The 26,560-nt window shown below is 68.6% G+C and carries 22 protein-coding genes; 11 read left to right on the forward strand and 11 right to left on the reverse strand.

Annotation, left to right across the window (positions count from 1 at the left end; translation table 11 throughout):
* Positions 1 to 16 precede the first annotated feature (16 nt).
* Together rpmF and NVV32_RS09470 are read right to left on the reverse strand one after the other, a co-directional pair.
* The gene (gene rpmF, locus NVV32_RS09465) at positions 17 to 220 is read right to left on the reverse strand and encodes a 50S ribosomal protein L32 (protein ID WP_055773285.1); all 204 of its coding nucleotides are present in this window, start codon (positions 218 to 220) and stop codon (positions 17 to 19) included.
* A gap of 2 nt (positions 221 to 222) precedes the next feature.
* Positions 223 to 789, reverse strand: a complete 567-nt coding sequence (locus NVV32_RS09470) for a YceD family protein (RefSeq protein ID WP_055773283.1) — start codon at positions 787 to 789, stop codon at positions 223 to 225.
* A gap of 172 nt (positions 790 to 961) precedes the next feature.
* Here NVV32_RS09470 and NVV32_RS09475 point away from each other — a divergent pair, with 172 nt between their 5' ends.
* Positions 962 to 1,501 (forward strand): YdcF family protein, encoded by a 540-nt coding sequence (locus NVV32_RS09475; RefSeq protein ID WP_422389981.1) that lies wholly within the window; start codon positions 962 to 964, stop codon positions 1,499 to 1,501.
* 23 nt (positions 1,502 to 1,524) lie between these two features.
* On the opposite strand, the gene coaD is transcribed toward NVV32_RS09475, so the two are convergent.
* On the reverse strand, positions 1,525 to 1,998 hold the full coding sequence (gene coaD / locus NVV32_RS09480; RefSeq protein ID WP_422389982.1) for a pantetheine-phosphate adenylyltransferase: 474 nt from the start codon (positions 1,996 to 1,998) through the stop codon (positions 1,525 to 1,527).
* A gap of 67 nt (positions 1,999 to 2,065) precedes the next feature.
* Between coaD and NVV32_RS09485 the strand changes: the two genes are divergently transcribed.
* From NVV32_RS09485 to NVV32_RS09505, 5 genes are all read left to right on the forward strand, one after another.
* Positions 2,066 to 3,310: an aminotransferase class I/II-fold pyridoxal phosphate-dependent enzyme gene (locus NVV32_RS09485; RefSeq protein WP_422389983.1), complete on the forward strand. Its 1,245-nt coding sequence runs from the start codon at positions 2,066 to 2,068 to the stop codon at positions 3,308 to 3,310.
* Complete coding sequence (locus tag NVV32_RS09490) at positions 3,307 to 4,161, forward strand: spermidine synthase (protein WP_422389984.1); 855 nt, start codon at positions 3,307 to 3,309, stop codon at positions 4,159 to 4,161. Before NVV32_RS09485 ends, NVV32_RS09490 begins: the two co-directional genes overlap by 4 nt.
* A gap of 145 nt (positions 4,162 to 4,306) precedes the next feature.
* On the forward strand, positions 4,307 to 4,654 hold the full coding sequence (locus NVV32_RS09495) for a hypothetical protein (RefSeq protein WP_055773274.1): 348 nt from the start codon (positions 4,307 to 4,309) through the stop codon (positions 4,652 to 4,654).
* A gap of 341 nt (positions 4,655 to 4,995) precedes the next feature.
* On the forward strand, positions 4,996 to 5,601 hold the full coding sequence (locus NVV32_RS09500) for a hypothetical protein (protein WP_422389985.1): 606 nt from the start codon (positions 4,996 to 4,998) through the stop codon (positions 5,599 to 5,601).
* A 123-nt stretch (positions 5,602 to 5,724) separates the two neighbouring features.
* Positions 5,725 to 6,477: a YcnI family protein gene (locus tag NVV32_RS09505; protein WP_422389986.1), complete on the forward strand. Its 753-nt coding sequence runs from the start codon at positions 5,725 to 5,727 to the stop codon at positions 6,475 to 6,477.
* Between the two features lie 113 nt (positions 6,478 to 6,590).
* Here NVV32_RS09505 and rsmD read toward each other — a convergent pair whose 3' ends face one another.
* The 8 genes from rsmD to thiL all read right to left on the reverse strand — a co-directional run bounded on the left by rsmD (position 6,591) and on the right by thiL (position 14,769).
* Positions 6,591 to 7,163: a 16S rRNA (guanine(966)-N(2))-methyltransferase RsmD gene (rsmD, locus tag NVV32_RS09510; protein ID WP_055773271.1), complete on the reverse strand. Its 573-nt coding sequence runs from the start codon at positions 7,161 to 7,163 to the stop codon at positions 6,591 to 6,593.
* Positions 7,160 to 8,302, reverse strand: a complete 1,143-nt coding sequence (locus tag NVV32_RS09515; protein ID WP_422389987.1) for a sulfate/molybdate ABC transporter ATP-binding protein — start codon at positions 8,300 to 8,302, stop codon at positions 7,160 to 7,162. Before NVV32_RS09515 ends, rsmD begins: the two co-directional genes overlap by 4 nt.
* A complete protein-coding gene (locus NVV32_RS09520) occupies positions 8,302 to 9,144 on the reverse strand; it encodes an ABC transporter permease (RefSeq protein WP_422389988.1) in 843 nt (280 codons plus the stop codon). Before NVV32_RS09520 ends, NVV32_RS09515 begins: the two co-directional genes overlap by 1 nt.
* Before the next feature lie 37 nt (positions 9,145 to 9,181).
* Complete coding sequence (gene modA, locus NVV32_RS09525; protein ID WP_422392028.1) at positions 9,182 to 9,970, reverse strand: molybdate ABC transporter substrate-binding protein; 789 nt, start codon at positions 9,968 to 9,970, stop codon at positions 9,182 to 9,184.
* A gap of 83 nt (positions 9,971 to 10,053) precedes the next feature.
* The gene (locus NVV32_RS09530; RefSeq protein ID WP_422389989.1) at positions 10,054 to 10,458 is read right to left on the reverse strand and encodes a TOBE domain-containing protein; all 405 of its coding nucleotides are present in this window, start codon (positions 10,456 to 10,458) and stop codon (positions 10,054 to 10,056) included.
* A gap of 40 nt (positions 10,459 to 10,498) precedes the next feature.
* Positions 10,499 to 12,733 carry an ATP-dependent DNA helicase RecG gene (locus NVV32_RS09535; protein ID WP_422389990.1) on the reverse strand — a complete coding sequence of 745 codons (2,235 nt, stop codon included), beginning with the start codon at positions 12,731 to 12,733 and terminating at the stop codon, positions 10,499 to 10,501.
* On the reverse strand, positions 12,723 to 13,667 hold the full coding sequence (locus NVV32_RS09540) for a DAK2 domain-containing protein (RefSeq protein ID WP_422392029.1): 945 nt from the start codon (positions 13,665 to 13,667) through the stop codon (positions 12,723 to 12,725). Before NVV32_RS09540 ends, NVV32_RS09535 begins: the two co-directional genes overlap by 11 nt.
* A gap of 22 nt (positions 13,668 to 13,689) precedes the next feature.
* On the reverse strand, positions 13,690 to 14,769 hold the full coding sequence (gene thiL, locus NVV32_RS09545; RefSeq protein ID WP_422389991.1) for a thiamine-phosphate kinase: 1,080 nt from the start codon (positions 14,767 to 14,769) through the stop codon (positions 13,690 to 13,692).
* A 163-nt stretch (positions 14,770 to 14,932) separates the two neighbouring features.
* On the opposite strand from thiL, the gene wecB reads away from it, so the two are divergent.
* The 5 genes from wecB to NVV32_RS09570 all read left to right on the forward strand — a co-directional run bounded on the left by wecB (position 14,933) and on the right by NVV32_RS09570 (position 26,490).
* Positions 14,933 to 16,069: a non-hydrolyzing UDP-N-acetylglucosamine 2-epimerase gene (gene wecB / locus NVV32_RS09550; RefSeq protein ID WP_422389992.1), complete on the forward strand. Its 1,137-nt coding sequence runs from the start codon at positions 14,933 to 14,935 to the stop codon at positions 16,067 to 16,069.
* A 141-nt stretch (positions 16,070 to 16,210) separates the two neighbouring features.
* Entirely contained in the window at positions 16,211 to 17,971 is a 1,761-nt protein-coding gene (locus NVV32_RS09555) for a hypothetical protein (RefSeq protein ID WP_422389993.1), read from the forward strand.
* A 167-nt stretch (positions 17,972 to 18,138) separates the two neighbouring features.
* A complete protein-coding gene (locus NVV32_RS09560) occupies positions 18,139 to 18,855 on the forward strand; it encodes an NTP transferase domain-containing protein (protein WP_055773251.1) in 717 nt (238 codons plus the stop codon).
* Positions 18,856 to 18,970: 115 nt separating this feature from the next.
* Positions 18,971 to 22,600, forward strand: a complete 3,630-nt coding sequence (locus tag NVV32_RS09565; RefSeq protein ID WP_422389994.1) for a bifunctional glycosyltransferase/CDP-glycerol:glycerophosphate glycerophosphotransferase — start codon at positions 18,971 to 18,973, stop codon at positions 22,598 to 22,600.
* A 185-nt stretch (positions 22,601 to 22,785) separates the two neighbouring features.
* A complete protein-coding gene (locus NVV32_RS09570; protein ID WP_422389995.1) occupies positions 22,786 to 26,490 on the forward strand; it encodes a CDP-glycerol glycerophosphotransferase family protein in 3,705 nt (1,234 codons plus the stop codon).
* Positions 26,491 to 26,560 lie beyond the last annotated feature (70 nt).

The raw sequence follows: 26,560 nt of genomic DNA on the forward strand, positions 1-26,560 counted from the left end.
GGAAGGTGCACCGATGTCAGACGTCGGCTACCTTGCGGCCCTTGTACTCGAGGAACAGCGGGGTGCCGGCCGAGTCGGTGACAACCTTGGCCTGGTGGGCGAGGCTGTAGGTGACGCGACCGTTCTCGAGGGTCTTGACCAGCCTGGGGGCGGTTGCCTTCCACTGGGACCGGCGTGCACGGGTATTCGCGCGGGACATCTTCCGTTTCGGGACAGCCACGGCTAACTCTCTTCCTTCTCGTCTGACTCTGACTTGGGTGCCGCATCGTTCTCGGCGGCAGTGCCCGCCAGCCCTGCGAGGGCTGACCAGCGGGGATCCAGTACTTCGTGGTGGTGGTCCGGATCGTCGTTCAGCCGTGCTCCGCACTCGGAACACAGGCCCTGACAATCCTCCCGGCACACCGGCTGGAATGGCAGCGAAGTGACCACCGCATCCCTCAGCACGGGCTCCAGATCGACGGAATCGCTCTCCACCCGGTGCTGTTCTTCGTCCTCTTCCACCGACAGCGACGCAGAGTCGCTGTAGAAGAAGAGTTCCTGGAGGTCCACGTCGCGGTCGAACCGCAATGGCTCCAGGCAACGGCCGCACTCGCCGGTCACCTCGACGTTTGCCGTTCCCGACACCAGGATTCCCTCGTGGACCGATTCGAACCGCAGGTCCAGCTCCATGTCGGAGCCCTCCTGCACGCCGATCAGCGCCACGCCGAAATCCTTGGGTGCCGGAACATGTTCTTCGATGGTCCGCATGCTCCCCGGACTGCGTCCGAGATCCTTGACACTGAATGTCAGGGGCGAACTGAGATCGCTGCTAATGGTGACTCCTGTAGAACATATGACCGACGTACCATCCTAGCCCGATGGGACCGGCAGGCCCAAAACGCGGCCGTACGTCTACCCTCGGAGGGTGACCAGCCCTTCCATCCCTCCGCATCCTGCTGGGACACCGGATGGCCTCCCGCGGGTGCTCCGCCGGACTCTGCACTTCAGCACGGTGCTGCTCGTCCTGTGGCTCCTCACAGCCTACGAGCTCTTCTACAACCCGCCTCTCGCCGAGACGGGTCGCGCAGATGCGGTGTTCGTGCTGGCGGGTGCTTCGGACGAGCGCCTCGCGGTGGGACAGGATCTCGTCGACACGGGCGCCGCACCCCTCCTCGTGCTGTCGTCGACGGGCCTGCCGGGCAACACGCAGGCGGACGCCCTGTGTGGAGCGGAGACCCGGAGGACCACGTGTTTCCGCCCGGATCCGCTGACCACCCGCGGCGAAGCACGATCCATCAGCGACATGTCCCGGGATCGCGGCTGGGACGACATCATCGTCGTCACCTCGACGTACCATGTGACGCGCTCACACCTCAACATCTCCCAGTGTTCGAAAGCCACGGTCACCATGGCTGCATCGCACCCTGATCTCGGTCCAGGGCAGTGGATCGCGAGATTCACCGAGGAGAGCATCGCACTCGCTACGTCCGTCCTCCGTCCGGTCTGCGCCAACCGGGTCTGACAGACCGCGCCGGCGAACGGCCCTCAGACCCGGTCGACGAGGCGTCGGAGGACGGCGTCGGGCACGAACGGACGGATGTCGCCCCCCAGTGCGGCCACCTCCTTCAGCAGGGTGGAAGAGACGTGGGCGAAGTCGGTGCCCGTCGGCAGGAAGACGGTCTCGACATCGGCCAGGTGCCGGTTCATCGTCGCCATAGGCAGCTCGTAGTCGAAGTCGAGGCTCGAGCGAAGGCCCTTCACGAGCGCCGTCGCTCCGTTCTCGCGGCAGAAGTCCGCCAGGAGGCCGGCGCCCATGGGGACCACGCGGATGTTCGGCAGGTGCGCGAGGCTGTCGACGCAGAACGCGATGCGCTCCTCGCCGGAGAAGCGGTAGTTCTTGGCGTAATTGGTCGACACCGCGACGAGCACCTCGTCGAACAGGCTCGCTGCACGCCCGATGACCTCGATGTGTCCGTTGTGGAGGGGGTCGAAGGATCCGGGGCAGACGGCGCGGCTCATGCCTCCACGGTACCGAGTCCCGCTCCCGGGTCCACCCCTCGGCCGCCGTCACCGGGATACTGGTGGCATGAGCACCGATGCCGAGCGAACCTCTCCGCACCTCCCCACCACCCGCCCGGCCGCCCCGTGGGCGAGAACCGCTGCCGGCGCGAACCTGCTCGGCGGGGACGGAGAGCTCGGGATCACCATCTTCGAGGAGGTCACCGCCCTCGCGCAGAAGCACGCGGCGATCAACCTCGGGCAGGGCTTCCCCGACGAGGACGGGCCGCGGGAGATCCTCGACGCCGCGAGGTCGGCCATCGCCGACGGGGCCAACCAGTACGCTCCCGGACAGGGCATCGCCGTGCTGCGTGACGCCATCGCCGCCCATCAGGAGCGCTTCTACGGGCTCACCGTCGATCCCCGGACCGAGGTGATCGTGAGCACCGGCGCCACGGAATCCATCGCCGCGGCCATTCTCGCCTTCGCCGGGCCGGGCGACGAGGTGCTGACCTTCGAGCCCTTCTACGATTCCTACGGCGCCGTGATCGGCCTCTCCGGAGCCACCCATACGACAGCTCCCCTGCTGGCGCCGGACTTCCAGCCGGATGCCGCCTCGCTCGCGGCGGCCTTCACGGACCGCACGAGGATCGTCGTCGTCAACAACCCGCACAATCCCACCGGAAGCGTCTTCCGGCGGGAGGCACTGGAGACGATCGTCCGGCTGGCGGAGCGGCACGGTGCCATCATCGTCACCGACGAGGTGTACGAGCACCTCCGCTTCGGCCCCGAGCACATCCCGATCGCCACGCTCCCCGGAGCGGCGTCGCGCACCCTGACCATCTCTTCGGCAGGCAAGACCTTCTCCGTGACGGGATGGAAGGTCGGGTGGCTCAGCGGGCCGGCGGAACTCGTGGCTCAGGTGCGCACCGTCAAGACGTTCCTCACCTATACCTCCGGCACTCCCTTCCAGAGTGCGGTGGCTTTGGGCCTCGGCCTGCCCGACGAGTTCTTCGACTCCGTGGCGGCCACCCTCCGGCGGAAGCGCGACCTCCTGGGCGAGGGACTCCGCGCCGCGGGATTCGAGGTGTTCGAGCCCGAGGGGACGTTCTTCACGACGGTCGACGCGTCCCCCCTCGGTATCGACGACGCGACGGCCCTCGCCCGCAGGTTGCCCTCGCTCATCGGCGTGGCCGCCATACCGGTGGCGATGTTCTGCCACGAGGACGGCGCCGCCCGGACGAGGTCGCTCCTCCGCTTCGCCTTCTGCAAGCGCTTCGACGTGATCGAGGAGGGCGCCCGGCGCCTGGCCACCCTCCGGGACCGCGTATGAACGTCCCGGATGCCACGGCCGGCCACGACGGCCCGAAGGCCGCCGACGGCGACGACGAATTCGACGTGCCGACCCGCTGGCTCCCCGTCGCGGGTGCGTACGCGGAGATCGACGAGGACGCCTACATCGACGGCGCACTGATCCTCAGCATCGGTGGCGCCCAGCAGTCCCACGTCGACGTCGCGCACCCGGGCCGTGTCTTCTACGAGTACCTCCAGCGCATCGCCCACGTGATCGACCTGCTCGGAGCACCCGGCGCACCCTTGAGGGTGCTCCACCTCGGCGCGGGGGCACTCACCCTGGTCCGCTACGTCCACGCGACGCGACCCGGGTCCGCGCAGGTCGCCGTCGACCTCGATGCCGAGCTGATCGACTTCGTCCTCGCGGAGATGCCGCTCGCGGACGGTACCGGCTGCGACATCGTGATCGGCGACGCCGCCGATGTCGTGCTGGAGGAGGCCGACGGATCCTTCGACGCCGTCGTCCTGGACATCTTCGCCGGATCGGACGCCCCGGCCCACCTCACCTCGCCGGACTTCGCGGCCCACCTCCTGCGCGTCTGTGCACCGGACGGCGTGGTGCTCGTCAACGTGGGCGACGATCCGCCGCTCGCCTTCGCCCGGGCGCAGAGCCGGCAGCTGTCCTCCCTCGCGGAATCGACGGCGGTCCTCACCGAGGCCGGGATGGTGGACGGCAGCTCGGCGGGCAACGTCGTCGTGGCAGCCCGTCCCGCTCCCTGGCCCGCGTCATGGACCGCCGCGCTGCTCGCGGCCGGCCCGCACCCCGCCGCGGTCCTGGTCGGACCGGCGAGGGAGGCGTTCGACGCCGGGGAGCCGCGTCCCGCGCGGTAGCCCTCGATCAGCGCCTGCGGTCCCGGGCGGTCGCCCTCCTGTCAAGGAAGATCCGGTCCGGCAGCGACACCCTTTCCGTCACTAGCCTGAAAGAGCTTGAGCAGCCGGGCGCGAGGGACCGTCCCACCCTGGGGAGACCGGAGCCATGCGGCACACGCTGAGCATCACCATCAAGCTGGACATCGACTTCCGATGGGCGCGTATCGACGTCCGCGGCTGCCTCACGCGGGGCAGCTGCCGCGCGCTCGTACCGATCGTCGACCGCAGCTTCCGCATCCTGCAGGAGCCGAACGTCGTCATCGACCTGACGGGCGCCACGCACATCGATCGTGAGGGGGTGGACACCCTGCGGAACCTCGGCATCGTCGGCCCCACCGCGCATCCCCTGCTCACGGAGCGGACCGGCACCTGCTCGCTCGTCGTGCCCGACGACCTCCCGGAGTGCCCCTCGCTCCGGGCCCGCCCGGGCGGCGTCCACCGGTCCGCGGTGTGAACGGCCACCGGGGCCGGCACGCCGCGCCTCCCTCACGGCCGGCCCGGGGATGCTCGTGACCTTCCACGGACGGCCTCGGTGAACGGCATCGCGTGACTGATCGTCACGGCGTCAGCCCCGGGGTGGCGCGTCCTGTCGTCCGTGCGCTGGCACGAGGTGAGGTGCCACCGCTGACGCCCGCTCCGGGAGCGGTGCGAGCTGCGAACGCCCATCCGTGGCGCACAGCTGACCGAATCATGTGCAGATCATCGGGGTGGTCGACGGCTGTACGCTGAAGGAGATCGTCACCCGACGGTCGAAGCCGCGGCCGACGCACGGGAACGAGAGGGGGAGGAACAGTCATGACTGCACCTGCCCTTCCGTATGTCCGGTCGCTGGTGCTGGTCTCCCTGATCCTCTCGGTCTCCTCCGCGTCGCATGTGCTCGCCGCCGGTCATGTGCCGGCGCCCGGAGTCATCCTGCTGCTCGGCGTGCTCCTGCTCCTGCCGATGATGGCGCTCGCGCGGCGCACCGTCTCCTTCCGGTCCGCCCTCCTCGCGATGGGTGCGGGGCAGGCCCTGCTGCACAGCCTGTTCTCCCTGACCGCAGTGCCCGCTGTCTGCCAGAGCTCCTCGGCGATGCCGGGCCACCACGCCGCCTTCGAGCTGGCCTGTTCGCCGGTCACGCAGGACGGGATGGCGGGAGCTACCGGAGGCGCCCTGATGCTGCTCCTGCACGCTGTCGCGACGATCGTCCTCGCGGCGGCCGTGGCGACGAGCGATCACGCCGCCACCCTGCTCCGAGCCTGGCTCCGACCTCTTCTCACCGGCGCCGGTGTCATCCCCCTGCCCGCGACCCCGCACCGCTCCGCCGTCGTCCTCGTGCCGACGCCCGTCGCTCCGTCCACCGTGTACGGCGCAGTCCCCCCGCTGCGCGGGCCGCCGTCGCCCGCCGCCTCGACCGCCTGAGCCGCGTCCTCCACAGGGACAGGGGCTTGCGGGCGGTCACCGACCCGTCATCCCCCATCACCCGCTGCCCGAGATCAGACCGCCCTTCGCGGTGGATCGGGCGCACCTCTGGAAGGCTCCACCATGTCGAACACATCCCTGCGGAATCGCCGCACCCTCTCGACCTCCGCCGTCGCGCTCACCACGGCCGGCCTCATGGCGCTGGGCCTCGGCGCGGCGAGCGCGCACGTCAGCGTCGCGCCCGCATCGACCACCGAGGACGGCTACTCGCAGCTCACCTTCAGCGTCCCCAACGAGTCAGAGACAGCTGCGACGAACAAGCTCGAGGTCCAGCTGCCCACCGAGCAGCCGTTCACGTCCGTACGGGTCAAGCCCGTGGAGGGATGGACGGCGGAAGTCGTCACCGGGGCGCTGCCCGAGCCCGTCACCACCGCCGACGGCGCGACGCTGACAGAGGCCCCCCTCTCGGTCGTGTGGACGGCGGAACCGGGCGCCGAGATCTCGCAGCAGGAGTACCAGACCTTCTCGATCTCCGTGGGCCGGCTCCCCGAGGCCGGCACCACGGTCATGCTGCCTGCCACGCAGTCCTACACGGACGGCGATGTGGTGGAGTGGGACGACGAGGTCGTCGAGGGCGCGGAGGAGCCCGAGAAGCCGGCGCCCTCGTTCCTGACCACCGCGGCGGTCGAGGGCGAGGACGGGCACGGCGCACACGGTGCTGCGGCCGAGACCCCCGAGGCGATCGACGCCGAGCCCGCCGCAGCCAGCACGGACACCGGCTCGGTCTCCGCCGTCGGCTGGATCGGCCTCGTCGCCGGACTGCTCGGCCTCGCCGCCGGCGCCACCGCTCTCGTCCGTACGCGCCGCCGCGCCTGACACCCCCGATACCGGCGCGGTACCGGCGTGCGAACCGGTACCGCGCCCTCGGGAGCCCGAACGCCCCCGCCACGACCGGAGGCCGTGCCCCTGCCCGACCCGTGGGTGACGGGTCAGGACGCCGCCGGCTCCAGGAACCAGAGGCGGGTCTCGCCGTACTTCTTCTCCGAGAAGCGCTCCAGCCCGCCCGGCCAGGACGGCTCCGGTGATCGGGCCGAACGCTCGACGACGACCACGGCTCCCTCCGCGAGGCGTGACGCGAGGGCCGCGAGCACGGCGATCACCCCGTCGGCGTCCACCGTGTAGGGCGGATCCATCAGGACGAGGTCCCAGGTCAGTTCCGGCGCCACCCGATCGAGGTACGTCTCCACCTTCGACCTGTGCACCCGGACGGCGGTCCAGCCGAGGACGCGGTTCACCAGATCGGCGTTCTTCTGCGCCACCAGCGCCGCGCGATCGGCCGATTCGACCAGGTCCACGGTCGCGGCCCCACGGCTGGCGCTCTCGACCCCGAGCGAGCCCGATCCGGCGTACAGATCGAGGACGTGCGCGCCGTGCAGGACGCCGTAGGACTCCAGCCGGGAGAAGAGCGCCTCCTTCACGCGGTCCGTGGTGGGCCGGGTGCCGTTCCCCTCCACGCTGGCAAGGGTCGAACCGCCCGCGGCTCCGGCGATGATGCGCGTCATCCTCCGACTCTATCGCCCGTCGCCCGTCCGGCCGGTCCCCTCCCGGCGTCCGGCGCAGCGGGAAGGCCGTAGACGACGGCGTCCTGATGGCGGAGCGACACCTCCACGGCGCAGCCGGGGAGGATACCCATCGCGACGGCGTCTGCAGGAGCCAGGTCAGCGGCCATCCCGGCGGCATGGACCCGGATCGCCTCACCGCGATGCTCGATGTCGTCGACCATGGCCGTGACGCGGCTCGTTCCCGAGGCGGCCCCGTGATCCGTCCCGTGATCCGTCCCGGCGGGAGGACCACCGGGTCGCGCGACCGAGACCGCGGCGGGACGGATCGCGAGTGCGAACTCCTCGCCCGCGCGTCCCGGACCCTCCCACGGCACCACCAGACCGTTGGCGCCCGTGAACCCCGTCTCCGTCCGCCGGCCGAGGAGGAGATTCAGTCCGGCCAGCCGCGCACCGAACGCTGTCACGGGCCGCGTCAGGACCTCCATGGTCCGCCCGGCCTCGACGACACGGCCGCCGTCCAGGATCAGCACGCGATCGGCGAGCAGGAAGGCATCGAGCGCGTCGTGCGTCACGATCACGGCGGAGCGCCCCTGCAGCACCTCACGGAGCAGTGTGCGGATCGCGGGCGCGACGGTGACGTCGAGGGCGGCGAGTGGTTCGTCGAGCAGCAGCAGCGCCGGGTCCGTGGCCAGGGCCCGGGCGATCGCGACCCGCTGGGCCTGACCGCCGGACAGCCGTCCGGGGCTGCGCCCGGCCAGTTCGGGTGTGCCGACCCGCTTGAGCCAGGCGGACGCGGTGGCGCGCGCCTCGGCCCGCGACAGGCCGCGGCTGCGCGGACCGAAGGCCACGTTCTCGAGGACGGAGAGGTGCGGGAACAGCAGCGCCTCCTGTGCGAGGAGGGAGACGCCCCGGCGCCGCGGCTCGATGAGCACGCGCCGCCCGGGCCCGACGTCGAACAGGACATCCCCGCCCAGCGTCGCCCGGCCCGCCGACGGTGCCAGGAGACCGGCGAGCAGGCCGAGGAGGGTCGACTTCCCGGCCCCGTTCGGACCGAGCACCGCGACGGTCTCACCCTCGGCGAGATCGAACGCGACGTCGAAGCCGCGTTCTGGCAGTGCCCCCGCGAAGGTCAGCCGCATCAGTCCACCCGCCCCGGCGCGGCGGCCGGCGCCTTCGGCGACGCCGTGCTCCGCGGATCGAGACTGCCGAGCGGGCGGACGCGGTGGGCGACGCCGACCACGACGACGGCGACGACCACGAGGACGAGGGACAGGGCCACGGCCGCATCGGGATCTGTCTCCCGCTGCAGGTAGATCTCGAGCGGGAGCGTCCGCGTGCTGCCCTGGAGGCTCCCGGCGAACGTCAGGGTGGCGCCGAATTCGCCGAGCGCCCGGGCGAACGAGAGGACCGCGCCGGAGACGAGTGCGGGGAGCACCAGCGGCAGGGTGATCCGCCGGAGGACCGTCCAGCGGCCGGCGCCGAGCGTAGCGCCGACGGCCTCGTAGCGGGTCCCGACGGTCCGCAGGGCTCCTTCGAGGCTGAGCACCAGGAACGGCAGGGCGACGAACGCCTGGGCCAGCACGACGGCCGTCGTGGAGAAGGCGACGTCGATCCCCAGGGACGCGAGGCCGCTCCCGATCAGTCCGCGCCGACCGAAGGTGTAGAGCAGGGCGATACCCCCGACCACCGGCGGCAGCACGAGGGGCAGCAGGACGAGGGACCGCACGAACCGTCGGCCGGGAAATGAGGTCCTCGCGAGGACGAGCGCGAGCGGCACACCGAACAGCACACAGAGGATCGTGGCGGACACCGAGGTGCGGAGGCTGAGCAGGAGAGCGGCCCGGGCCCCCTCGGACGTCACGAGCGGGATGAACCGGGGCCAGTCGATGCGCAGCGTCATGGCCGCCAGGGGGAGGACCACGAACACGGCGCCGACGACGGCGGCAGCGACCACCCAGCGCGGGAGGGCAGCCGTGTTCACGGGCCTGGCCGTCCCTGGCCGGGCCGCTCGTGCGGCGTCAGGGCGCACCGAAACCAGCCGCCGTCAGGACGGTTCGGCCCTCGGGACCCGTGACGAAGTCGACGAACGCCTGCGCCGTGACCGCCTCCGGGCTCTCCGCGAGGGCGGTGATGGGGTAGGTGGTGGCTCCCGCCCCCGCCTCGGCCAGGTCGATGCCGAGCACCGATCCCCCTCCAGCGCGGACGTCGGTCCCGTACACCAGGCCGGCATCCGCCTCCCCCGACGTCACCTTGCCCAGCACGTCGGTGACGGAGGACTCCTCACTGACCGGGTCCAGGTCCACGCCTTCGGCATCGGCCACGGCCACGGCGGCGGCTCCGCAGGGCACCTGCTCGGCACAGACCACGGTCTTCACGCCGGGGCGCGCGGCATCGGCGAGGGACGAGATTCCCGCGGGGTTGTCGGCCGGGACCGCGAGCTGGAGCGTGTTCGTGGCGAAATCGACCGCGGTCCCGGCGAGCAGTCCCTCGTCGGACACCCGCTGCATCGTGCGGGTGTCGGCGGAGGCGAACACGTCGGCCGGCGCCCCCTCGACGATCTGCGTCACGAGGTCGGAGGATCCTGCGAAGGTGAGCCGGACCTCAGTGCCGGGGTGCCCGTCCTCGAACCGCCCGGCGAGCTCGGTGAAGGTGCTGGTGAGGGAGGCGGCGGCGAACACCGTGATGCTCCCGTCGATCTCCGCGCCGTTCGCCGCGGCGGAGCCTCCGGCGCCCGTGGCATCCCGGGCTCCGCCGCAGCCCGTCAGGAGGAGCACGATGCTGGCGACGGCGGCCGGTACCGCACACAGTTGCCGCCCCGGGGTCCGCCCGGGGCGGCCGCGGCGGGCGTCCCGTCCGTGGCTCCGGACCCCCGGCGCGAGGCGGGCGATGATCACGCCTTCCCTCCCGGGGTCTCGATGATGACGGTGGTGGCCTTGATGACGGCGATGGCGATCGATCCCTTCTCCAGCCCGAGATCCCGGACGGCCTCGCTGCTCATCAGCGACACCACGCGATGCGGGCCGCACTGCAGCTCGACCTGCGCCATGACCGTGTCCTGCAGGACGTCCGTGACGATCCCGACGAACCTGTTGCGCGCGGACCGCCCGATGTCGGAGGGATCACCCGGCAGCACGGCGTTGCGGTGAGCGAGCGTCGCCAGCTCGTACGCATCCACCACGAGCCGCCCCGCAGGGTCCTTCGTGCTCGCGAGGATGCCGCCGTCGATCCAGCGTCGGACGGTGTCATCGCTGACACCGAGATAGCGGGCCGCGTCCCCGATCCGTATCTGCGTCATGATCGAAACCCTACATCCTCGGATGCGGAGCGATACTGATTCAGCCCTTCTCGAGGAAGGCTTCCTTCTCGGGGTTCAGGTACAGCTCGATGGCCAGTGCCAGGCCGGGGTATCCCTCGAGGTCCGGATCCTCCCCGACGACCTCCTGGGCGTCCGTCCGCGCCTTCTCGATCACCTTCCCGTGCTGGGTGATCTTCAGGAACCGCAGGGCGGACCGGCCACCCGACTGGGACGCGCCGAGGATGTTGCCCTCCCGGCGCAGTTCGAGGTCCTTCTGCGAGAGCTCGAAGCCGTCGGTCGTGGACGCCACGGCGGAGAGCCGCTCGCGGCTGGGGTGCTCGGGCTCGAGCTTCGTCACGAGGAGGCACGTGCCGGCGTGGCCGCACCGGCCGATCCTCCCGCGCAGCTGATGCAGCTGCGAGATCCCGAAGCGGTCGGCGTCCATGATCACCATGAGGGTCGCGTTGGGCACGTCGACGCCCACCTCGATGACCGTCGTGGCGACGAGGAGCTGCACGCTGCCGTCGGCGAAACGCGCCATGACATCGGCCTTGTCCTGGGGATCCATCCGCCCGTGCAGCATCCCCCGCGTCACGCCCTGCAGCTGCGGGACCGCGCCCAGGTCGTCGGACAGGCCGACGACGCTCGTGAGCTCCTGCTGGCCGCCGGGGGCCTTCTCCGGCGCCGGGTCCCCGTAGAGCGGAGCAGCGACATCCTCCTCGGACCTGCCCTCGTCGCCGATCTTCGGGCACACCACGTACACCTGGCGGCCGGCGTCGATCTCCTCGCGGGCCCTGGCCCAGATCCTGTCGATCCATGCGGGGTGCTCGGTCAGCCCGACCTCGTGCGTCGCGATCGGGCTCCTGCCCGCGGGAAGCTCGGAGAGCGTCGACGTCTCCAGGTCCCCGAACACCGTCATCGCCACGGTGCGCGGGATCGGGGTGGCCGTCATCACGAGCACGTGGGGAGAGGTGCGGGCCTTGGTGCGCAGGGAGTCCCGCTGCTCCACGCCGAACCGGTGCTGCTCGTCCACCACGATCAGGCCGAGGTCGAAGAACTGCACGTTGTCGGAGAGCAGCGCATGCGTGCCGATGATGATCCCCGCGTCGCCGGAGGCAGCCTCCAGGAGGGACGTCCGACGCTGGGCCGTGCTCATCGAACCGGTCAGGAGGACCACGCGCGTGCCGTCCGCGGAGCCACCGAGCATCCCGCCCTCGGCCAGCGGTCCGAGCGTACGCGTGATCGACTGGAGGTGCTGGGCTGCGAGCACCTCGGTCGGCGCGAGCAGCGCGGCCTGTCCACCGGCGTCGATCACCTGCAGCATGGCCCGGAGCGCCACCAGCGTCTTGCCCGAGCCCACCTCACCCTGCAGCAGCCGGTTCATCGGGTGGTCGCGGGCGAGGTCGTCGGCGAGGGTCCGTCCGACGTCGAGCTGACCCTGCGTCAGGGTGAACGGGAGGCGCGCGTCGAACTGGTCGAGCAGTCCGCCTGCTCGCGCCGGCCTGGCGGTTGCGTCCTCCCTCGCCGCCAGAGCCCTGCGCCGCGCGAGAGCCGCCTGCAGCACGAACGCCTCCTGGTAGCGGAAGCGGTGCTGCGCCCTGTAGGCATCCTCGACCTGCTGCGGCCGGTGCACCAGCTCGTAGGCGGTCGCGAGGCTCATCAGCTTGTCGCGGCGGGCGATGGACGCGGGGACGGGATCGTCAAGGTCCGTGAGTCGCAACGTGTCCAGGATCGTCCCGACCGCTATCGCGATGCGCTCGCTGCCGAGCTTCTCCACCGCGGGATAGACCGGGATCGGGCGGTTCACGTACTCGGGGTCGCCGTCGCCCTCGTCCAGCAGCACGTAGGCGGGATTCGTCAGGGACAGCTTCCCGCGGTAGACCGTCACCTTGCCGGAGAACATGGCCCGGACACCGGGCCGGAGATCGCGCTCCGCGCCGTAGCCGTTGAAGAAGGTGAGGCTCATCGCACCGATGCCGCCCTCGGCGTCGTCGGTGATCACGACTTCCAGCAGCATGCCCTTGCGCGTGCGCATCCGCCGTGAGTTCGCGGACTGCACGCGGGCGATCAGCGTCACCTCCTCGTCCACCGGCACCTCCGCGATGGGGGTCAACTCCCCGCGCTTGAGGTAGGTGCGGGGGAAGTGGTTCAGCAGCTCGCCCACCGTGGTGATGGAGAAGTGCTTGGCGAGCAGCTTCGCGACGGGGCCCAGATGGCGGTCGAGAGGTGCATCGAGCTCCGAGGCGGCCGTGGACCGCGCCGCGTCAGGACTCACCGGCCTCGGCTCCCGGAACCGGCACCGCGAGCTGCGTCACGGAGATGTTGACGGGATGTCCTGCCTCGTGGATGAGGGCCAGGGCCGGCGCGGCGTCCGGCACGTGCACGTGGATCCTCCAGCGATAGCCCTCCTCGACCGCCGTGACCGCGCTCATGATGACCGAGTCGCCGAGTTCGTCCAGGTGGAGCCTGAGCGTTGCGGCATCCAGGGGGCTGAGGTTGATGGTGCACATGACCTCGACGCCGTCCGCGTCTCCCCCGTTGTGGATGTGGGGTGACTGGATGTCGTAGCCGTGCAGGCCGTCGAGCAGCTCGTCCTGCAGCTCCTCGCCGAGGGCTGCAGCTCGCAGGGCGTCGAGGATGAGCAGGAAGCCGACACCGCCGGCGTCGACCACTTCCGCGTCCGTCAGGGGCCCGAGCTGGCTCTCGGTGTTCACCACGGCCTGCAGCGCGTGCTGGACCGAGGCCCGGAGCGTGAGCGCCAGCGTCGAGTTGCTGTCATCCGATGCGTGTCCCGCGGCCGTCTCGGCGGCACCCCTCGCACTCGCCTCGAGGACGGAGAGCATGGTGCCCGGCACGGGGTCGCTGAGAGCGGACCAGCTACGGATCTGGGCGCGGTGCAGGGAGGAGGCGAGGAGGGTGCAGGTCAGCCGGCTGGTGCCGTGGAGCGGCTCGGCGAACGCGGAGAGGAAGACGGCGAACAGGGTGCCCGAGTTCCCCAGGGCCTCTTCCATCGCCGCCCGACCGGCGACGGCCAGCAGTTCACCCAGGTCCGCGGTGTCGGCATCATGAGCGGCGCGGGCGGCGGAGCGGACCGTCAGGTACAGGTTGGTGCCGGTGTCCCCGTCCGCCACCGGGAAGATGTTGATGGCGTTCAGGCGGTCACTGTGGTTCCCGAGCGATTCCTCGGCCTTGCTCAACCAACGCTTCATCGCCACGGCGTTGGCGGTGATCTTAGTGTGCAAAGTGGTCCCATCCCCTGAGAGCTGTCGCCTGCGACGCCAGAGTCACCAGCGGACTGCCCGGCCTCACCGAGCCTACCGCAGTGAAACCGGGTGGCAGCAGAACATCCTGCGGGAAGGTGGCGAGCAGGCCGTGGTCCTCGCCGCCGCCGAGGACCCACTCCATCGGGTCGACACCGAGCAGCCGGGCGACCGGCCGGAGCGGATCCGCATGGTCCAGGAGGGCCTCGGGGTCGAGGTCCAGGTGCACCCCGCTGGCGGTGGCGATCCGCCCGGCGTCACGGACGAGGCCGTCGGAGATGTCGAGCATCGCGCTCGCCCCGGCGTCGGCAGCGGCGGGGCCTGCGGTGAGCGGCGGGAGCGGGCGCAGCTGGGCTGCGACGAGATCCTCCCCCAGCGGGCCGAAGTCCTGGACGGGACGGCCGTCCTCGAGGATCGCGAGGCCTGCGGCGGCGCGGCCGAGCATCCCGGTCACGGCGACGAGGTGGCCTGGTCGCGCCCCCGATCGGAGCACCGGCGCCCTGCCTCCCAGTGTCCCCGTGACGGCCGCCGTGATGACGAGCTGCGCTCCGGCGCCGAGGTCCCCGCCGACGACGGAACAGCCGGCGGCACCGAGACCGCGGATGGCTGCGGCGAGTCCCCGGGCGCAGTCCTCCACCCAGTCCACGGGTGTCTGCGGCGGAAGGGTGAGGCTCACCACCAGGGAGGTCGCCGAACCGCCCATGGCGTTGATGTCACTCAGGTTCTGTGCCGCTGACTTCCAGCCGACGTCGTAGCCGGTGGTGCGGAAGCCGTTCGGCCGGACCAGGCGGAAGTCATGGTCCTCGACGAGCGTGTCCATGCTGATCACCGTCCTGCCGTCGGGGGACGCCACGATAGCGGCGTCGTCGCCGGGCCCGAGCAGGGCGGCCGCGCCCTGCTGGAACAGGGGCAGGATCCTCGAGAGCACGGCATTCTCCGTCGTGGCACCGACCAGCGGCCCGGCGACCGCGCCGTCGGGCGACGAGGGGGGCGGCGCAGCGATGCGACCGGGCGCCCGGGCGGGATCGAGCGAGGGATCGGACGTGGCCATATCCCCACGGTACGTCGAGGTCCTGACGATCACAGCGATGATTCCGAGAAGTCCCGTTCCCGTCCGGCCCGCCTCCCCCGCCCCGTCGAGCCGGTCAGCCACCCCACCGCCTATACTCGGCCTTTGCCCAGTCGCCGCCTCGGGGGATGAATTGAAAACTGTCATGCTCGTCTTCGGGACCCGTCCGGAGGCCATCAAGATCGCACCGGTCTTCACCGCGCTCAGGAGGACGACGACGCTGGACGTCCGCGTGACCGTGACCGGCCAGCACCGGGCGATGCTCGACCAGGTGAACACCCTCTTCGGCATCCGGCCCGACCACGATCTCGACATCCTCGAGCAGGGCCAGGAACTGCACTCCATCATGACGAGGACGATCAACGGACTGAGCCCACTCCTCCGCGACGACCCGCCCGCAGCGGTGCTGGTCCAGGGCGACACCACCACCTCGACGGCAGCGGCGATCGCTGCGTTCTACCGGCAGATCCCCGTCGTGCACCTCGAGGCGGGTCTCCGCTCGGGAAACCTCCAGTCCCCTTTCCCGGAGGAGGCGAACCGCAGGATCACGTCGCAGATCGCGGCACTGCACCTCGCCCCGACCAGCACCAGCCGGCAGAATCTTCTCGACGAGAAGATCGCTGCCGCAGACATCGCGATCACCGGGAACACCGTCATCGATGCCCTGCTGCAGGTGGTCCGGGACCACCACCCGTTCTCGGATCCGCGGCTGGAGGCGCTGGTGGGAAGCGGTCGCAGGATCCTCCTGGTCACCACCCATCGCAGGGAGAACCAGGGAGCAGCGATGCGCGGCATGGCGCGTGCGATCGCCCGAATTGCGGAGAACGAGCCGGAACTCACCGTGGTGCTCCCCCTGCACATGAATCCGGTGGTGCGGGAGGCCATCGTCCCCGCCCTCAGGGACCGGCAGAACGTGATCCTCACCGAACCGCTCGCCTACGGGGAATTCGCCCGGCTGCTGTCGCTGGCCGCCGTCGTGCTGACCGATTCCGGCGGGGTGCAGGAAGAAGCCCCGAGCCTCGGGAAGCCTGTGCTCGTCATGCGCGAGAACACGGAGCGGCCGGAAGCCGTCACGGCGGGGACGGTCGCCCTCGTGGGTGCGGACGAGCATGCCATCGTCGACAGTGTGACCGCGCTCCTCCACGACGACGAGCACTACGCGTCCATGGCCACAGCAGTCAACCCCTACGGCGACGGAAGGGCGGCTGAGCGCGTGGTGGCGGCGGTCGAACAACTGCTCGGCGTGGGCACGCGCCTCCCTGACTTCACACCACTCCCGTGAAGCTGCCGGGCGTGCGATCGCCCGTTCTCCTCTAGGCTTGGTGGAGCGAAAGACCGGCGGCGCCCGCAGCGCGAACCGCTCGGCATCAGCACTCCAGAAGGATGTTTCCCCCTGATCTCCCCCGGCACCCCTGCCCGCCCCGTGTCGCGCCGCCGACTCCTGCAGCTCTCCCTCGCCGCTGCCACCGCCGTCGCGGTGACACCTCTCAGCGGCTGCACCGCCGAGACCCGACCCGGTCCACCCTCCCCCTCCGCGAGAGCCGGCGGACGGCCCACCACCCGGGACCGCTCGATCCGGCTGGGAGACCGCCTCTCCGAGGATCTGCCGTACCGGGTGCTGGAGGACGGCGACGGGCTGGAGCGGGTGGTCCGCGAGGATCTCGCGGACCGGCCTGGCGGGACCCGGCCGGAACCGGTTGCCCTGGCCGCCTTCGGGCACATCACCGACCCGCATGTCCTGGACGCGACGAATCCCGGGCGGCTCTCCTTCCTCTGGCAGTACCTCGATTTCGAGGAAGGCTACCCGACCTCCGGAAGGTTCCGGCCCCAGGACGTCCTGACCGTGCACGTCCTCGACGCGACCGTCCGGGCGTTCAACGCCCTCGGGCAGGGGCCCGAGAGCGGGCGCCCGCTCGATGCCCTGGTGGTCACCGGGGACCTCAGCAACTCGTTCTGCACCAGCGAGCTGGATGCGGTGGTCACAGCCTTGGACGGTGGGAGAGCCACCGCCAACCCGGTGGGGCGCTACGAAGGCATCCAGGACCACGGCCGTTCCCCCCGGGACCTGTTCGCCGACGTCTGGCATCCCGACCCCGAGCCCGACGGTGCCGACCCGGACAACTGGAAGGCGCGGTACGGCTTTCCGACCGTCGAAGGGCTCCTCGATGCCGCCAGCAGTCCCATCGACGCCCCGGGTGCCGACGTCCCCCGGTTCGTGGGGTTCGGCAACCATGACGAGACCGGGCGGTACGGGGGGTCGCGGATCTCTCCCGGCGAACAGTTCGTCGATCTGGTGCGCACGGGCTCGCGTCTCCCGCTGGAGCTCCCGGCCGGGATGAAGGAACCCGATTTCTGGGAGCAGGCCAAGGGTGGAGAGGCGGATCGGGAGCGACTCCTGGCCGAGCTGCCGTCGCGGACGACCACGGCGTCCGAAGAGCGCGACGTGTTCGACAAGGCGGCCTTCCGAAAGGCACTCGCGCGCTCCGAATCCGCCGTGGAGCAGCCGATCGAGGAGGACGCGCTCTACTACTCCTTCGATATCTCCCCGGAGGTCCGCGGCATCATGCTGAACACGGCGAGCCCCGACGGCAGCGGGCGAGGGTGCCTGGACCGTGAGCAGGCTTCCTGGCTCGTCGGTCAGCTCGAGGCCGTGTCCGGTTCCTACCTCGACGAGGAGGGGAATACCCAGATGTCGGAGGCCGAGGACAGGATCACGGTGCTCTTCAGTCACCACCCGCTCCGGTCATTCGAGGATGATGCGACGACGGTGGACGACGGCGGGGAGTCCCTGGCACGGGACGAAGTCCTCTCGATCCTCTCGCGGTTCCCGAACCTCGTCCTGTGGCTGAACGGCCACGAGCACAGGCACCGGGTGGAGGCACACCGGGGGCGGAACGGCTCGGGCGGACTCTGGGAGATCACCACGGCCTCCCTGATCGACTTCCCGCAGCAGTCACGCGCTGTCGAACTGGTCGACAACCGGGACGGCACACTCTCCATCCTGGCAACGCTCCTCGATCACTCGGCGGCGGACGACGTCCGCCGCGACGGCGAGCAGAGCCCGGCGTCCCTTGCTGCCCTGAGCCTCGAACTCGCCGCGAACAGACCCGGGCTGGACCCCGGGTCCGTCCAGGGAGCCGCCGGGGACCAGAACGTGGAGCTGCTGGTGGCAGCACCCTTCTGACCTTTAAGACGTGGGGCACCATCCCCGGCAGCCCCCTCGAGCCCCCGCTCCTGTACTATCGCTCGCGGGGGTACCTCAGTGTGGTGGTGCGACCGCAACGGTCTCGTGGTGGCAGTTCGTCGATCATGTTCCCTACCCATACGGCGTACTAATCGACAGGACACATCATGACGGTGCAGGTAGTCATCCTCGCGGCGGGCATGGGCACACGGCTCGCTCGTCCCCACCCCAAGCCACTCACGGAGCTGAGCGACGGTCGAACCATCATGCAGCAGCAGGTGGAGAATCTCACGTCCGAATTCAGGAAGAAGCTCCGCCTGTCGATCGTCGTCGGCTTCAAGCTCGAGATGATCCTCGAGCATGTCCCGAACGCATCCTTCGTCTACAACGAGGCCTTCGACCAGACGAACACGTCCAAGAGCCTCCTCAAGGCTCTCCGGAACTCCGCCAAGGGCGGTGTCCTGTGGATGAACGGAGACGTCGTCTTCGCCCCCGAGATCGTCAAGTACCTGCGGCCCTTCATCGAACAGGATCTCTCCTTCGTCTCCGTGGACATGTCCTCCGTCAGTGACGAGGAGGTCAAGTACACCGTCGACGACAACGGGCACATCGACCAGCTGTCGAAGTCCGTCGAGCACGCTCTCGGAGAAGCGGTGGGCATCAACTACATCTCGTCCAAGGACAAGAAGAAGCTCATCAAGCGCCTTGCCCAGGTCGGTGACCAGGACTACTTCGAGCGCGGTATCGAGCTCACCATCGCCAAGGACGGTGTCCAGTACACGCCTGTCGACATCAGCAACTTCTACGCCGTCGAAGTGGACTTCGCGGACGACCTGGAGCGCGCCAACCAGGAACTCGACGCGCGCGTCACAGCGGACGTCTGATCCACCTTCCGAAGGACAAGCACTTATGGCACGTTGGACCACCGCAGAAGACGCAGTGTCCGGGATCCGTCGGATAGCGAAGCGGAAGCTGCGGACAGCGTGGCAGAGTCTCCCGGTGGAGCAGCGGAAGAAGATCCGGCAATCCCTCCATCCGGCGGACGCTGCGAAGGTCGAACGGGCGGCGTCGACCCTCACCTCTCCACGGACCCTCACCGCGGCACCCGTCCAGAAGCCGGTCCTCACCATCGGCGTGGTGGTCGAGGACGGCACGCAGGATCTCGTCGCCACGCTGCAGAGCATCCTGCGACAGAAGTCGGTGGCCCTCGCGGTGGTCGTGGTCGACACGACCGGCGACGACGGCATCGTCAGGGACGCTTCCTCCTACGCCAAGCGGGACGCGCGCATCGCGCTTCGGCCTGCCACCGGCATCCCGGCGCCGGCTGCACGTCACGCGGTGGTCGAAGCCGCCAGGACGCAGTGGATCATGTTCGTCACCGCCGGGGACCTCGTTGCCCCGGGCGCTGCCGCCGCCGCGGTCCGGTCGCTCAAGGGGTCGCGGTCCGACGTCGCGGTCGGCACCGTCGGGGTGCGGAAGGGCGCCAAGTTCGTCACCCCGGCCGTGCAGACCGCCCTGCACGGAACGGCCGAGCTCACGACCACGCTGCAGCATGCCCCGGACCTTGCGGCGGACACCTACATCAGCAACAAGGTCTTCTCGAGGTCGTTCTGGCTCGAGCACCTGATGGACATCGACGTCGAAGGCGATCTCTGGCAGGCCGAAGCGGTCCGGGCCGCCTATCTTCGTGCAGGGACCATCGACCTCCTGCCGGGAAGGCTCAGCGACGTCGTCGGCGACAGCGGTGGGGACTCCCTCACCCGCGAGCAGCTGTGCAGCATCGGGGTGCTCGACGAGTACCTCCGGCGGATGTCGGCAGTGATCACCGAGGGTCTCGGACGTCTGGCCCCGGAGGCGGCGGAACGACTGCTGACCCGGCTCCTCGGCACCGATCTCTTTCCCTTCTTCGAGGTCGTCCCTCGCACCGACGACATCTACTGGTCCCGGCTCGTGGCGGGGGTCCAGGAACTCCATGCCCTGGCCCCCTTCGCCTGGGAGGGCATCCGGCTCCACAATCGCCTCATCCTCGCGGCGGTCCTGGACGACAACCGGCCTGATGTGGTCACCATCTGCAGCTCCCGCAGCGATCTCGGGTCCTCGTTCGCCACGTCGTCGCAGCCGGGTCCGCTCCGTGCGCAGCCTCCTTATCTGTCGGACCTCACGAGACAGCCGTCCGAGGACCTGCTCGCCTGTCAGGACATCGACCTTCGCGTCATCAGCAAGATTACCGGAATGGAGTGGGGCGACGACGGCTGCCTCAGGATCACCGGCCACGCCTACATCTCCTCGATCGACCCTGCTGCGGGCGCTCTCGTCATCGAGGCCATGCTGATCGACGACGACGGCAACGAGGTCCTGCCGCTCGTTGTAGGGAGGTACCGCGATCCGGCCATCGACTGGGACGCGAACGACAACTGGACCAGCTATGCGGACAGTGGCTTCAGTGTCAGCATCGACCCGGCCGCCCTGCCCGCCGGGGACACCGCGCCGTCGTCTTGGTCGCTCGGGCTGCGCCTCACAGCGCAGGGTCAGGTGCTGGAATCGCCAGTCACCCGCCGGGACACCTCGGGTGCTGCCGGCACCGTACCCATCGCCCCCATGAACGGGGATCACCGCATCGCCGTCGAGTTCAAGCCCGGACGTGGTCTGACCCTGGTGCGGGTGGCCCCCATGTACTCGGCGACGGACGTGCGGCTCGACGGGCGCACACTGACGATCACGGTCGAAGCACACTCCGCGCCGCTCGCCTCGAAGATCACGGTGGAGTGCGCGAAACTGGCCCTCCGGAAGACCGCCGTGTGCGTGGACGTACGCGGTAACGTGGCCGACTACCGCCTCGTGATCCCCCGCCTCACCGCAGAGGCCTCACCGCGCGCCGAGCACCAGTGGGACCTGCGCCTGGACAGCGGCTTCAAGACTCCCCAGCCCATCGCGTGGCGCCCCGGGAGCACGGGCTTCACGGAGCAGCTGGACCGATCGCGCCGCCTGCGCCTGAAGTTGACGGGCTACGGCTTCCTGGCCCTCGAAGAGCGGCGTTACCGGGTCGAGGCGGACGATCTCCGCGTCTCCGAGGACGGCTGCTACCTCACCGTCCTCGGTACGGCGGACTTCACGAGCATCCATGCCCCGCGGCTGGTGCTGTCCAGTGGGAAGGCAGTGATCGAGGCGGACCAGGTGGCGCTGAACGTCACGCGCAACCAGGGGAGCAACCGCTTCACCGTCCGCTTCCCCCTCGTGAGTTCTCCCTGGGAGGGCCGGGATCAGATGCCGGAGCCGGGAGCCTACAGCCTCCGGTACATCCCCCAGAAGACAGAGGACAACGTAGGGTACTGGCTCCCCGCGGCACCTGCCCTCCAGGAGATGCTGCCCTCCCGCGAGCTGCGTGACACCCTCGAGGTCGGCATCAGCAGGACGGCTGTCGCCGGAGCCGTTACCGTCCACGTCCGCCCGCCACTGGCTGCGGACGAACTCGGACGCTACAACCAGCAGATGCTGCGCAGCGAGATCGACCGCGCGGAGCTGCCGCTGCAGGACTCCGTCCTCTTCATGTGCTTCGGGGGACGTCGCGCAACCGACAGCACGCGGCGCATCCTCGAGGAGTTCCAGCGGCGCGCGACCGTCGGGGACATGTACTGGGCGATCGCTGATCACTCCGTGCCCGTACCTGATGGCGCCCGGCCGGTCCTGATCGGCTCACGGCTCTGGTACCGCCTGTTGGCCGAGGCAAGGCTGCTCGTCAACAACAACAACTTCCCTTTCTACTTCCGGAAGCGGGAGGGGCAGGTGTACATCCAGACATGGCACGGTACACCGCTGAAGAAGCTCGGGAACGACGTCGCCCGCACCAATTTCTCGCTGTCCTACTGGAACCTCATGCAGCGTGAAGCGACCTACTGGGACGCGCTCCTCGCACAGAACGACTATGCGGCGCACGTCCTCGCCACCTGCTTCGGTTTTACCGGGCAGGTGATCACCGAGGGGTACCCGCGGAACGATTCCCTCAGGGCCCCCGACGCCGATCTCCGCCGCGCAGCGGTGCGTGACCTCCTCGGTATTCCCGAAGGTCGTCGAGCCATCCTCTACGCACCGACGTGGCGCGACGACGCCAAGAACACGTCGAAGCAGTACGAGCTGGTCACCTACCTGGACTTCGAGGCAGCCCAGGAGCAACTCGGCGAGGACTATGTCATCCTGCTGCGTGGACACCACAACATCGCCGGCCAGCGACAGACGGCGGGGAACCGGTTCGTCATCGACGTGACGGAGTATCCCGAGGTCAATGATCTGTATCTTGCTGCGGACGTCCTGATCAACGACTACTCGTCGGTGATGTTCGACTTCTGCGTGACGGGAAAGCCGATCATCTTCCTGACCCCCGACATCGCCCAGTACCGCGATTCGACCCGCGGCTTCTACTTCGATCTCGAAGCGCAGGCTCCCGGTCCACTGCTGATGACAACACCCGAGGTCGTCCATGCCATCAAGTCCCTGCCGTCGATCCAGGTGCGGTACGCGGATCGGTACCGGACCTTCGTGGAGACCTATGCGCCGATGTGTGACGGATCTGCGACGCAGCGGGTGGTCGATGCGCTCCCGCTCGGCTCCGTCACCCGGGCCAACGCCATGTGACGATCGGTCGCGCCCGTTCACTGCTTGGTGAGGAGCCTCGATCCCACCAGCAGGCTTCTCAGCCCCTCATCAGGAGACCTATGTCCATCGGGATACCCACCTCGCCCACGCCCAATGAATCCGGACAGTCCACGGACGCGGCCCTACTCCCTAACACCTCGGTACTTTCTCGGAGAGCCGGGCCCTTGGGCCCCGGGGAGGAGCATTACCTCCTGGGTGACGCGCAGCTGCACTCGGGAGATCTTGAGGCGGCTGCCCACCACCTCACGGCGGCACTGGACATCGACCCGAAAGCTGCTCGATGGCACTATCGGCTCGGCTACATCCGAGAGAAGCAAGGCCTCCTCACAGTGGCGAGGGAGCACTACACGGAAGCCTTGCGCCTCCAGCCTGCACATGAGCGGTGGGAACACCGCCTCCGGTCCGTCGAAGCAGCAGTGGAACGCCAGCGAGCCGCGGAGAAGGCCGAGACGGACGAGTTCCGGGCGGTGTACGCCGAGCGCCGATCTTTGCTGCGTGAGCGGAAGGCACCGAAGTGGCAGGAGATCGACGTTCTTGCGGCCGGGAAGCCGTTCTACCGTGATGACCCGGAGTGGTTGAGCGCTCTCGCTGACGCGCTCTTTTTCATGAATCGTCATTCAGCGGCCGCCGAGAACTTCACGGCAGCCGCCCGCCTGACACCCGGTGATGCCCGCCTCCACTTCATGGCCGGTTGGGCACACCATCTGGCCGGCGCTGAGCACCTCGTCCAGAGTCATTTCGCACAGGCAGTCGCCGCCGACGCCGAGTTGCAGGCGTCGCGCTTCGGAATCGGAGCCTTCTTCCAGAAAAAGGGCGAGTGGCGACTTGCCGCCACCCACTACGAAGCCGCTTTCCGCCATGACCCTTCCGACGCGGAAATCGCCTACCGTTGGGGATTCGCGCTGCAGCGCTGCTACGACTGGCGGGGTGGAGCAGCCGCGATCAGGACAGCGATTGCCCTCGACCCGGCGCAGGCTCAATGGCACTATCGCCTCGGGTTCTCTTTCGAGCGCAGCGGGCAGTGGGCAGAGGCGGCCGATGCGTATTCCTACGCCCTCAGCCTGTCGGAACCGCGCAACGAGTACTGGTCCTACCGACTGGGCAGCGTCCTGACGGCTGCCCACCGCCATGAAGAAGCGTGTGTCGCCTTCCTCGGCCTGGAAGCCACAGGTTCCCACTCTTCGCGGGATCAGGGTGGAGCCGGACCGACCGCGTACCTGCGCGAGGTGCTGATCGCCGGGTTGTCCGCAGCGCAGTCCGCCCAAACGTCGGGGCAATGTGCACGTCTGGCCGCCTTCGCAGAGGAGCAGGGCGCCCTGGACATCGCAGCGGCGGCCTATGCGGCGGCCGCGAAGCGGTCCGAGAAGCATCAGCCTCGACTGTTTTTCTCCCTGGGTTCCGCCCTCTACCGCCTCGGGCGCTTTGAAGAGGCGACCGCAGCCCTCCGGGAGACGCGCCTCCTCAAGCGGCCGCACGGGGTCAACACCGCCACCTACTTCAAGAACGCGGCGCTGAAACAATCAATGATCTACGTCGAGTACATGGAGACCCTGCCCGTCAGAAAGGGCGTCATCCTCTACGAAAGCAGCCAGGGTAGTTCGATCGGTTGCAATCCACTCAACATCTTCCGGACCCTGATCAGGGATCCTCGCTTCTCGGCCGTGACCCATGTCTGGGTGGTGAACGATCCGACCAGGATTCCCGATGAACTCCGGGGACTGCAGAACGTCATCTTCGCAGCACGGGACAGCGACCTGTATGTGCGCTATCTCGCGACGGCTGAGCACCTGATCAACAACAATACGTTCCCCCCGTATTTCAGTCGCCGGGCCGAGCAGCGGTACCTCAATACCTGGCATGGAACGCCCATGAAGTCACTCGGACGCGACATCAAGGACGGCTTCATGGACTATCGGAACGCGACCCGGAACTTCCTGCACACGACCCACATCCTGGCTCCCAACGAATTCACCGCCCGGATCCTGCTCGACAAGTACGAGATCTCCGGGCTCTTCGACGGTCAGATCGCGGTGACAGGGTATCCACGCGTCGATGCCACCGTCGATCTCGCGGAGGACGGACGCGCGAAGCTGCGCGCCCGGCTGGGACTCGGTCCGTCCCAGAAGGTCGTCCTCTACGCACCCACCTGGCGCGGATCACTCGCGGACAGGACACTCGACAACGATCGCCTGATGAGCGATATCGAAGCCATGGCGTCCACCGACGCGCGCCTGTTGTTCCGGGGACACCCGGTCACCGAGGCCCTCCTCGATGAGGCCGGCATCGCGGCGCACCTCATCCCGGCAGACATCGACACAAACGATCTACTGTCGGTCATCGACGTCCTCATCACCGACTACTCGAGTATCGCCTTCGATTTCATGGCCACTGGACGTCCGATCATCTACTACGCATACGACCTGGAGGAATACCAGCAGAGTCGCGGTCTCTGCCTGGACATCGCCACCCTGCCCGGGAGCCTCTGCCTCGATGCCTCCGAACTGCAGGAAGCGCTCCGTGAAGCGCTAGAGCCCCGGACAGGCCCCGTGTCTACACCCCACGAATACGTGGGCCTCGAGTGCGGCAAGTCGTCACAGCGTGCCGTGGACTTCTTCTTCTTCGGCTCGTCGGAGTGGACGCTGCCTCCGCAGGAGGATCGGAGGAAGACCATGCTCATGTATCAGGGCTCCTTCATCCCCAATGGAATTACGTCCTCGTATCTAAACCTGACCTCGCATCTCGATCCGGCCGAGACGCAGGTCTTCGTGGCGATCGAGCCGTCCTCGGTGGCCTCGGATGAGCGGCGGGTCGAGAAATTCGGTCAGAACCCGGAGCACGTCCGGGTACTTCCTCGCGTGGGCGGACAGTTGATCGGTGCCGAAGAACGCTGGGTCGTCGACAAGTTCAATGCTCAGGGTGACCTCGAGAGCGAGGAACAATGGGAGATCTATCGTGCGGCCTTCGCGCGGGAGTTCCGACGCATGTTCGGGACAGCACAGTTCGACGCGCTGGTGTGCTTCGAAGGCTACGCCCGGTTCTGGGCAGCGCTCTTCGCCGCGGGACCTTCGGAGTCGACGACGAAGTCGATCTTCCTGCACAACGATATGCAGAGCGAATGGCTCCACCGCTTCCGCTACCTAGAATCGATGTTCCGCCTGTACCCCCTTTATGACTCGTTGATCTCCGTGACGGAGAGCGTCTCCGAGGAGAATAAGCAGCAACTATCGAGTCAGTTCGGTCTCGATCCCGAAAAGTTCCACTACAGCAATAACCTCGTCAACGCCGACGCAACGGTCGCGTTGTCGCAGGAACCGGTACCTGAGGACATCGAAGAGTGGATCGGCGACTGCCCGACGCTCTTCGTCACAGCGGGTCGCCTCTCCCCCGAGAAGGACCATTCGAAACTACTGCAGAGCTTCGCCCTGCTCGCCGCGGACCATCAGGAGTCGAAACTCATTATTCTGGGCGACGGTCCTCTGCGGAATCGTCTGGAGAGGCAGATCGAACAGCTCGACCTGACATCGAAGGTGCTTCTGGCAGGTCTTCGACTGAACCCGTTCCCGGTGATCAGGAGAGGTGACTGCTTCGTCTTCTCGTCCAACTACGAGGGACAGGGCCTCGCAGTTCTGGAAGCCCTTATCCTTGGGAAGCCTGTGATCTCGACGGACGTCGTCGGTCCCCGGAGCATCTTGGAGGACGGATTCGGACTCCTTGTCGAGAATTCCATCGAGGGGTTGAAAGACGGAATGAGCACTTTCCTCGCGAAGTGGCCCGTTCACCGATCCTTCGACTACTCCTCCTACGAGGCCGATGCCCTCCGTAAATTCGTCAGCATCGCACTCGCTGACGCGCCAGGTATTACACAGTGACGGAACTCAGCCTCATCCCGTCAGTGGATAGGCTCATGCAACCCACAGCGCTGAAGCCCGGCCTCCCCCA

The sequence above is a fragment of the Arthrobacter sp. N1 genome, assembly GCF_048288285.1.
In the GTDB taxonomy this organism is placed as follows: Bacteria; Actinomycetota; Actinomycetes; order Actinomycetales; family Micrococcaceae; genus Arthrobacter_D.

What these genes read in the sequence shown, in the direction of transcription:
- coaD (WP_422389982.1), bottom strand. Translation starts at nt 1,998, where the DNA reads ATGAGCCGCGCCGTCTGCCCCGGATCCTTCGACCCCCTCCACAACGGA.
- NVV32_RS09485 (WP_422389983.1), top strand. Translation starts at nt 2,066, where the DNA reads ATGAGCACCGATGCCGAGCGAACCTCTCCGCACCTCCCCACCACCCGC.
- NVV32_RS09490 (WP_422389984.1), top strand. Translation starts at nt 3,307, where the DNA reads ATGAACGTCCCGGATGCCACGGCCGGCCACGACGGCCCGAAGGCCGCC.
- NVV32_RS09495 (WP_055773274.1), top strand. Translation starts at nt 4,307, where the DNA reads ATGCGGCACACGCTGAGCATCACCATCAAGCTGGACATCGACTTCCGA.
- NVV32_RS09500 (WP_422389985.1), top strand. Translation starts at nt 4,996, where the DNA reads ATGACTGCACCTGCCCTTCCGTATGTCCGGTCGCTGGTGCTGGTCTCC.
- NVV32_RS09505 (WP_422389986.1), top strand. Translation starts at nt 5,725, where the DNA reads ATGTCGAACACATCCCTGCGGAATCGCCGCACCCTCTCGACCTCCGCC.
- rsmD (WP_055773271.1), bottom strand. Translation starts at nt 7,163, where the DNA reads ATGACGCGCATCATCGCCGGAGCCGCGGGCGGTTCGACCCTTGCCAGC.
- NVV32_RS09515 (WP_422389987.1), bottom strand. Translation starts at nt 8,302, where the DNA reads ATGCGGCTGACCTTCGCGGGGGCACTGCCAGAACGCGGCTTCGACGTC.
- NVV32_RS09530 (WP_422389989.1), bottom strand. Translation starts at nt 10,458, where the DNA reads ATGACGCAGATACGGATCGGGGACGCGGCCCGCTATCTCGGTGTCAGC.
- NVV32_RS09540 (WP_422392029.1), bottom strand. Translation starts at nt 13,667, where the DNA reads ATGAAGCGTTGGTTGAGCAAGGCCGAGGAATCGCTCGGGAACCACAGT.
- thiL (WP_422389991.1), bottom strand. Translation starts at nt 14,769, where the DNA reads ATGGCCACGTCCGATCCCTCGCTCGATCCCGCCCGGGCGCCCGGTCGC.
- wecB (WP_422389992.1), top strand. Translation starts at nt 14,933, where the DNA reads ATGCTCGTCTTCGGGACCCGTCCGGAGGCCATCAAGATCGCACCGGTC.
- NVV32_RS09560 (WP_055773251.1), top strand. Translation starts at nt 18,139, where the DNA reads ATGACGGTGCAGGTAGTCATCCTCGCGGCGGGCATGGGCACACGGCTC.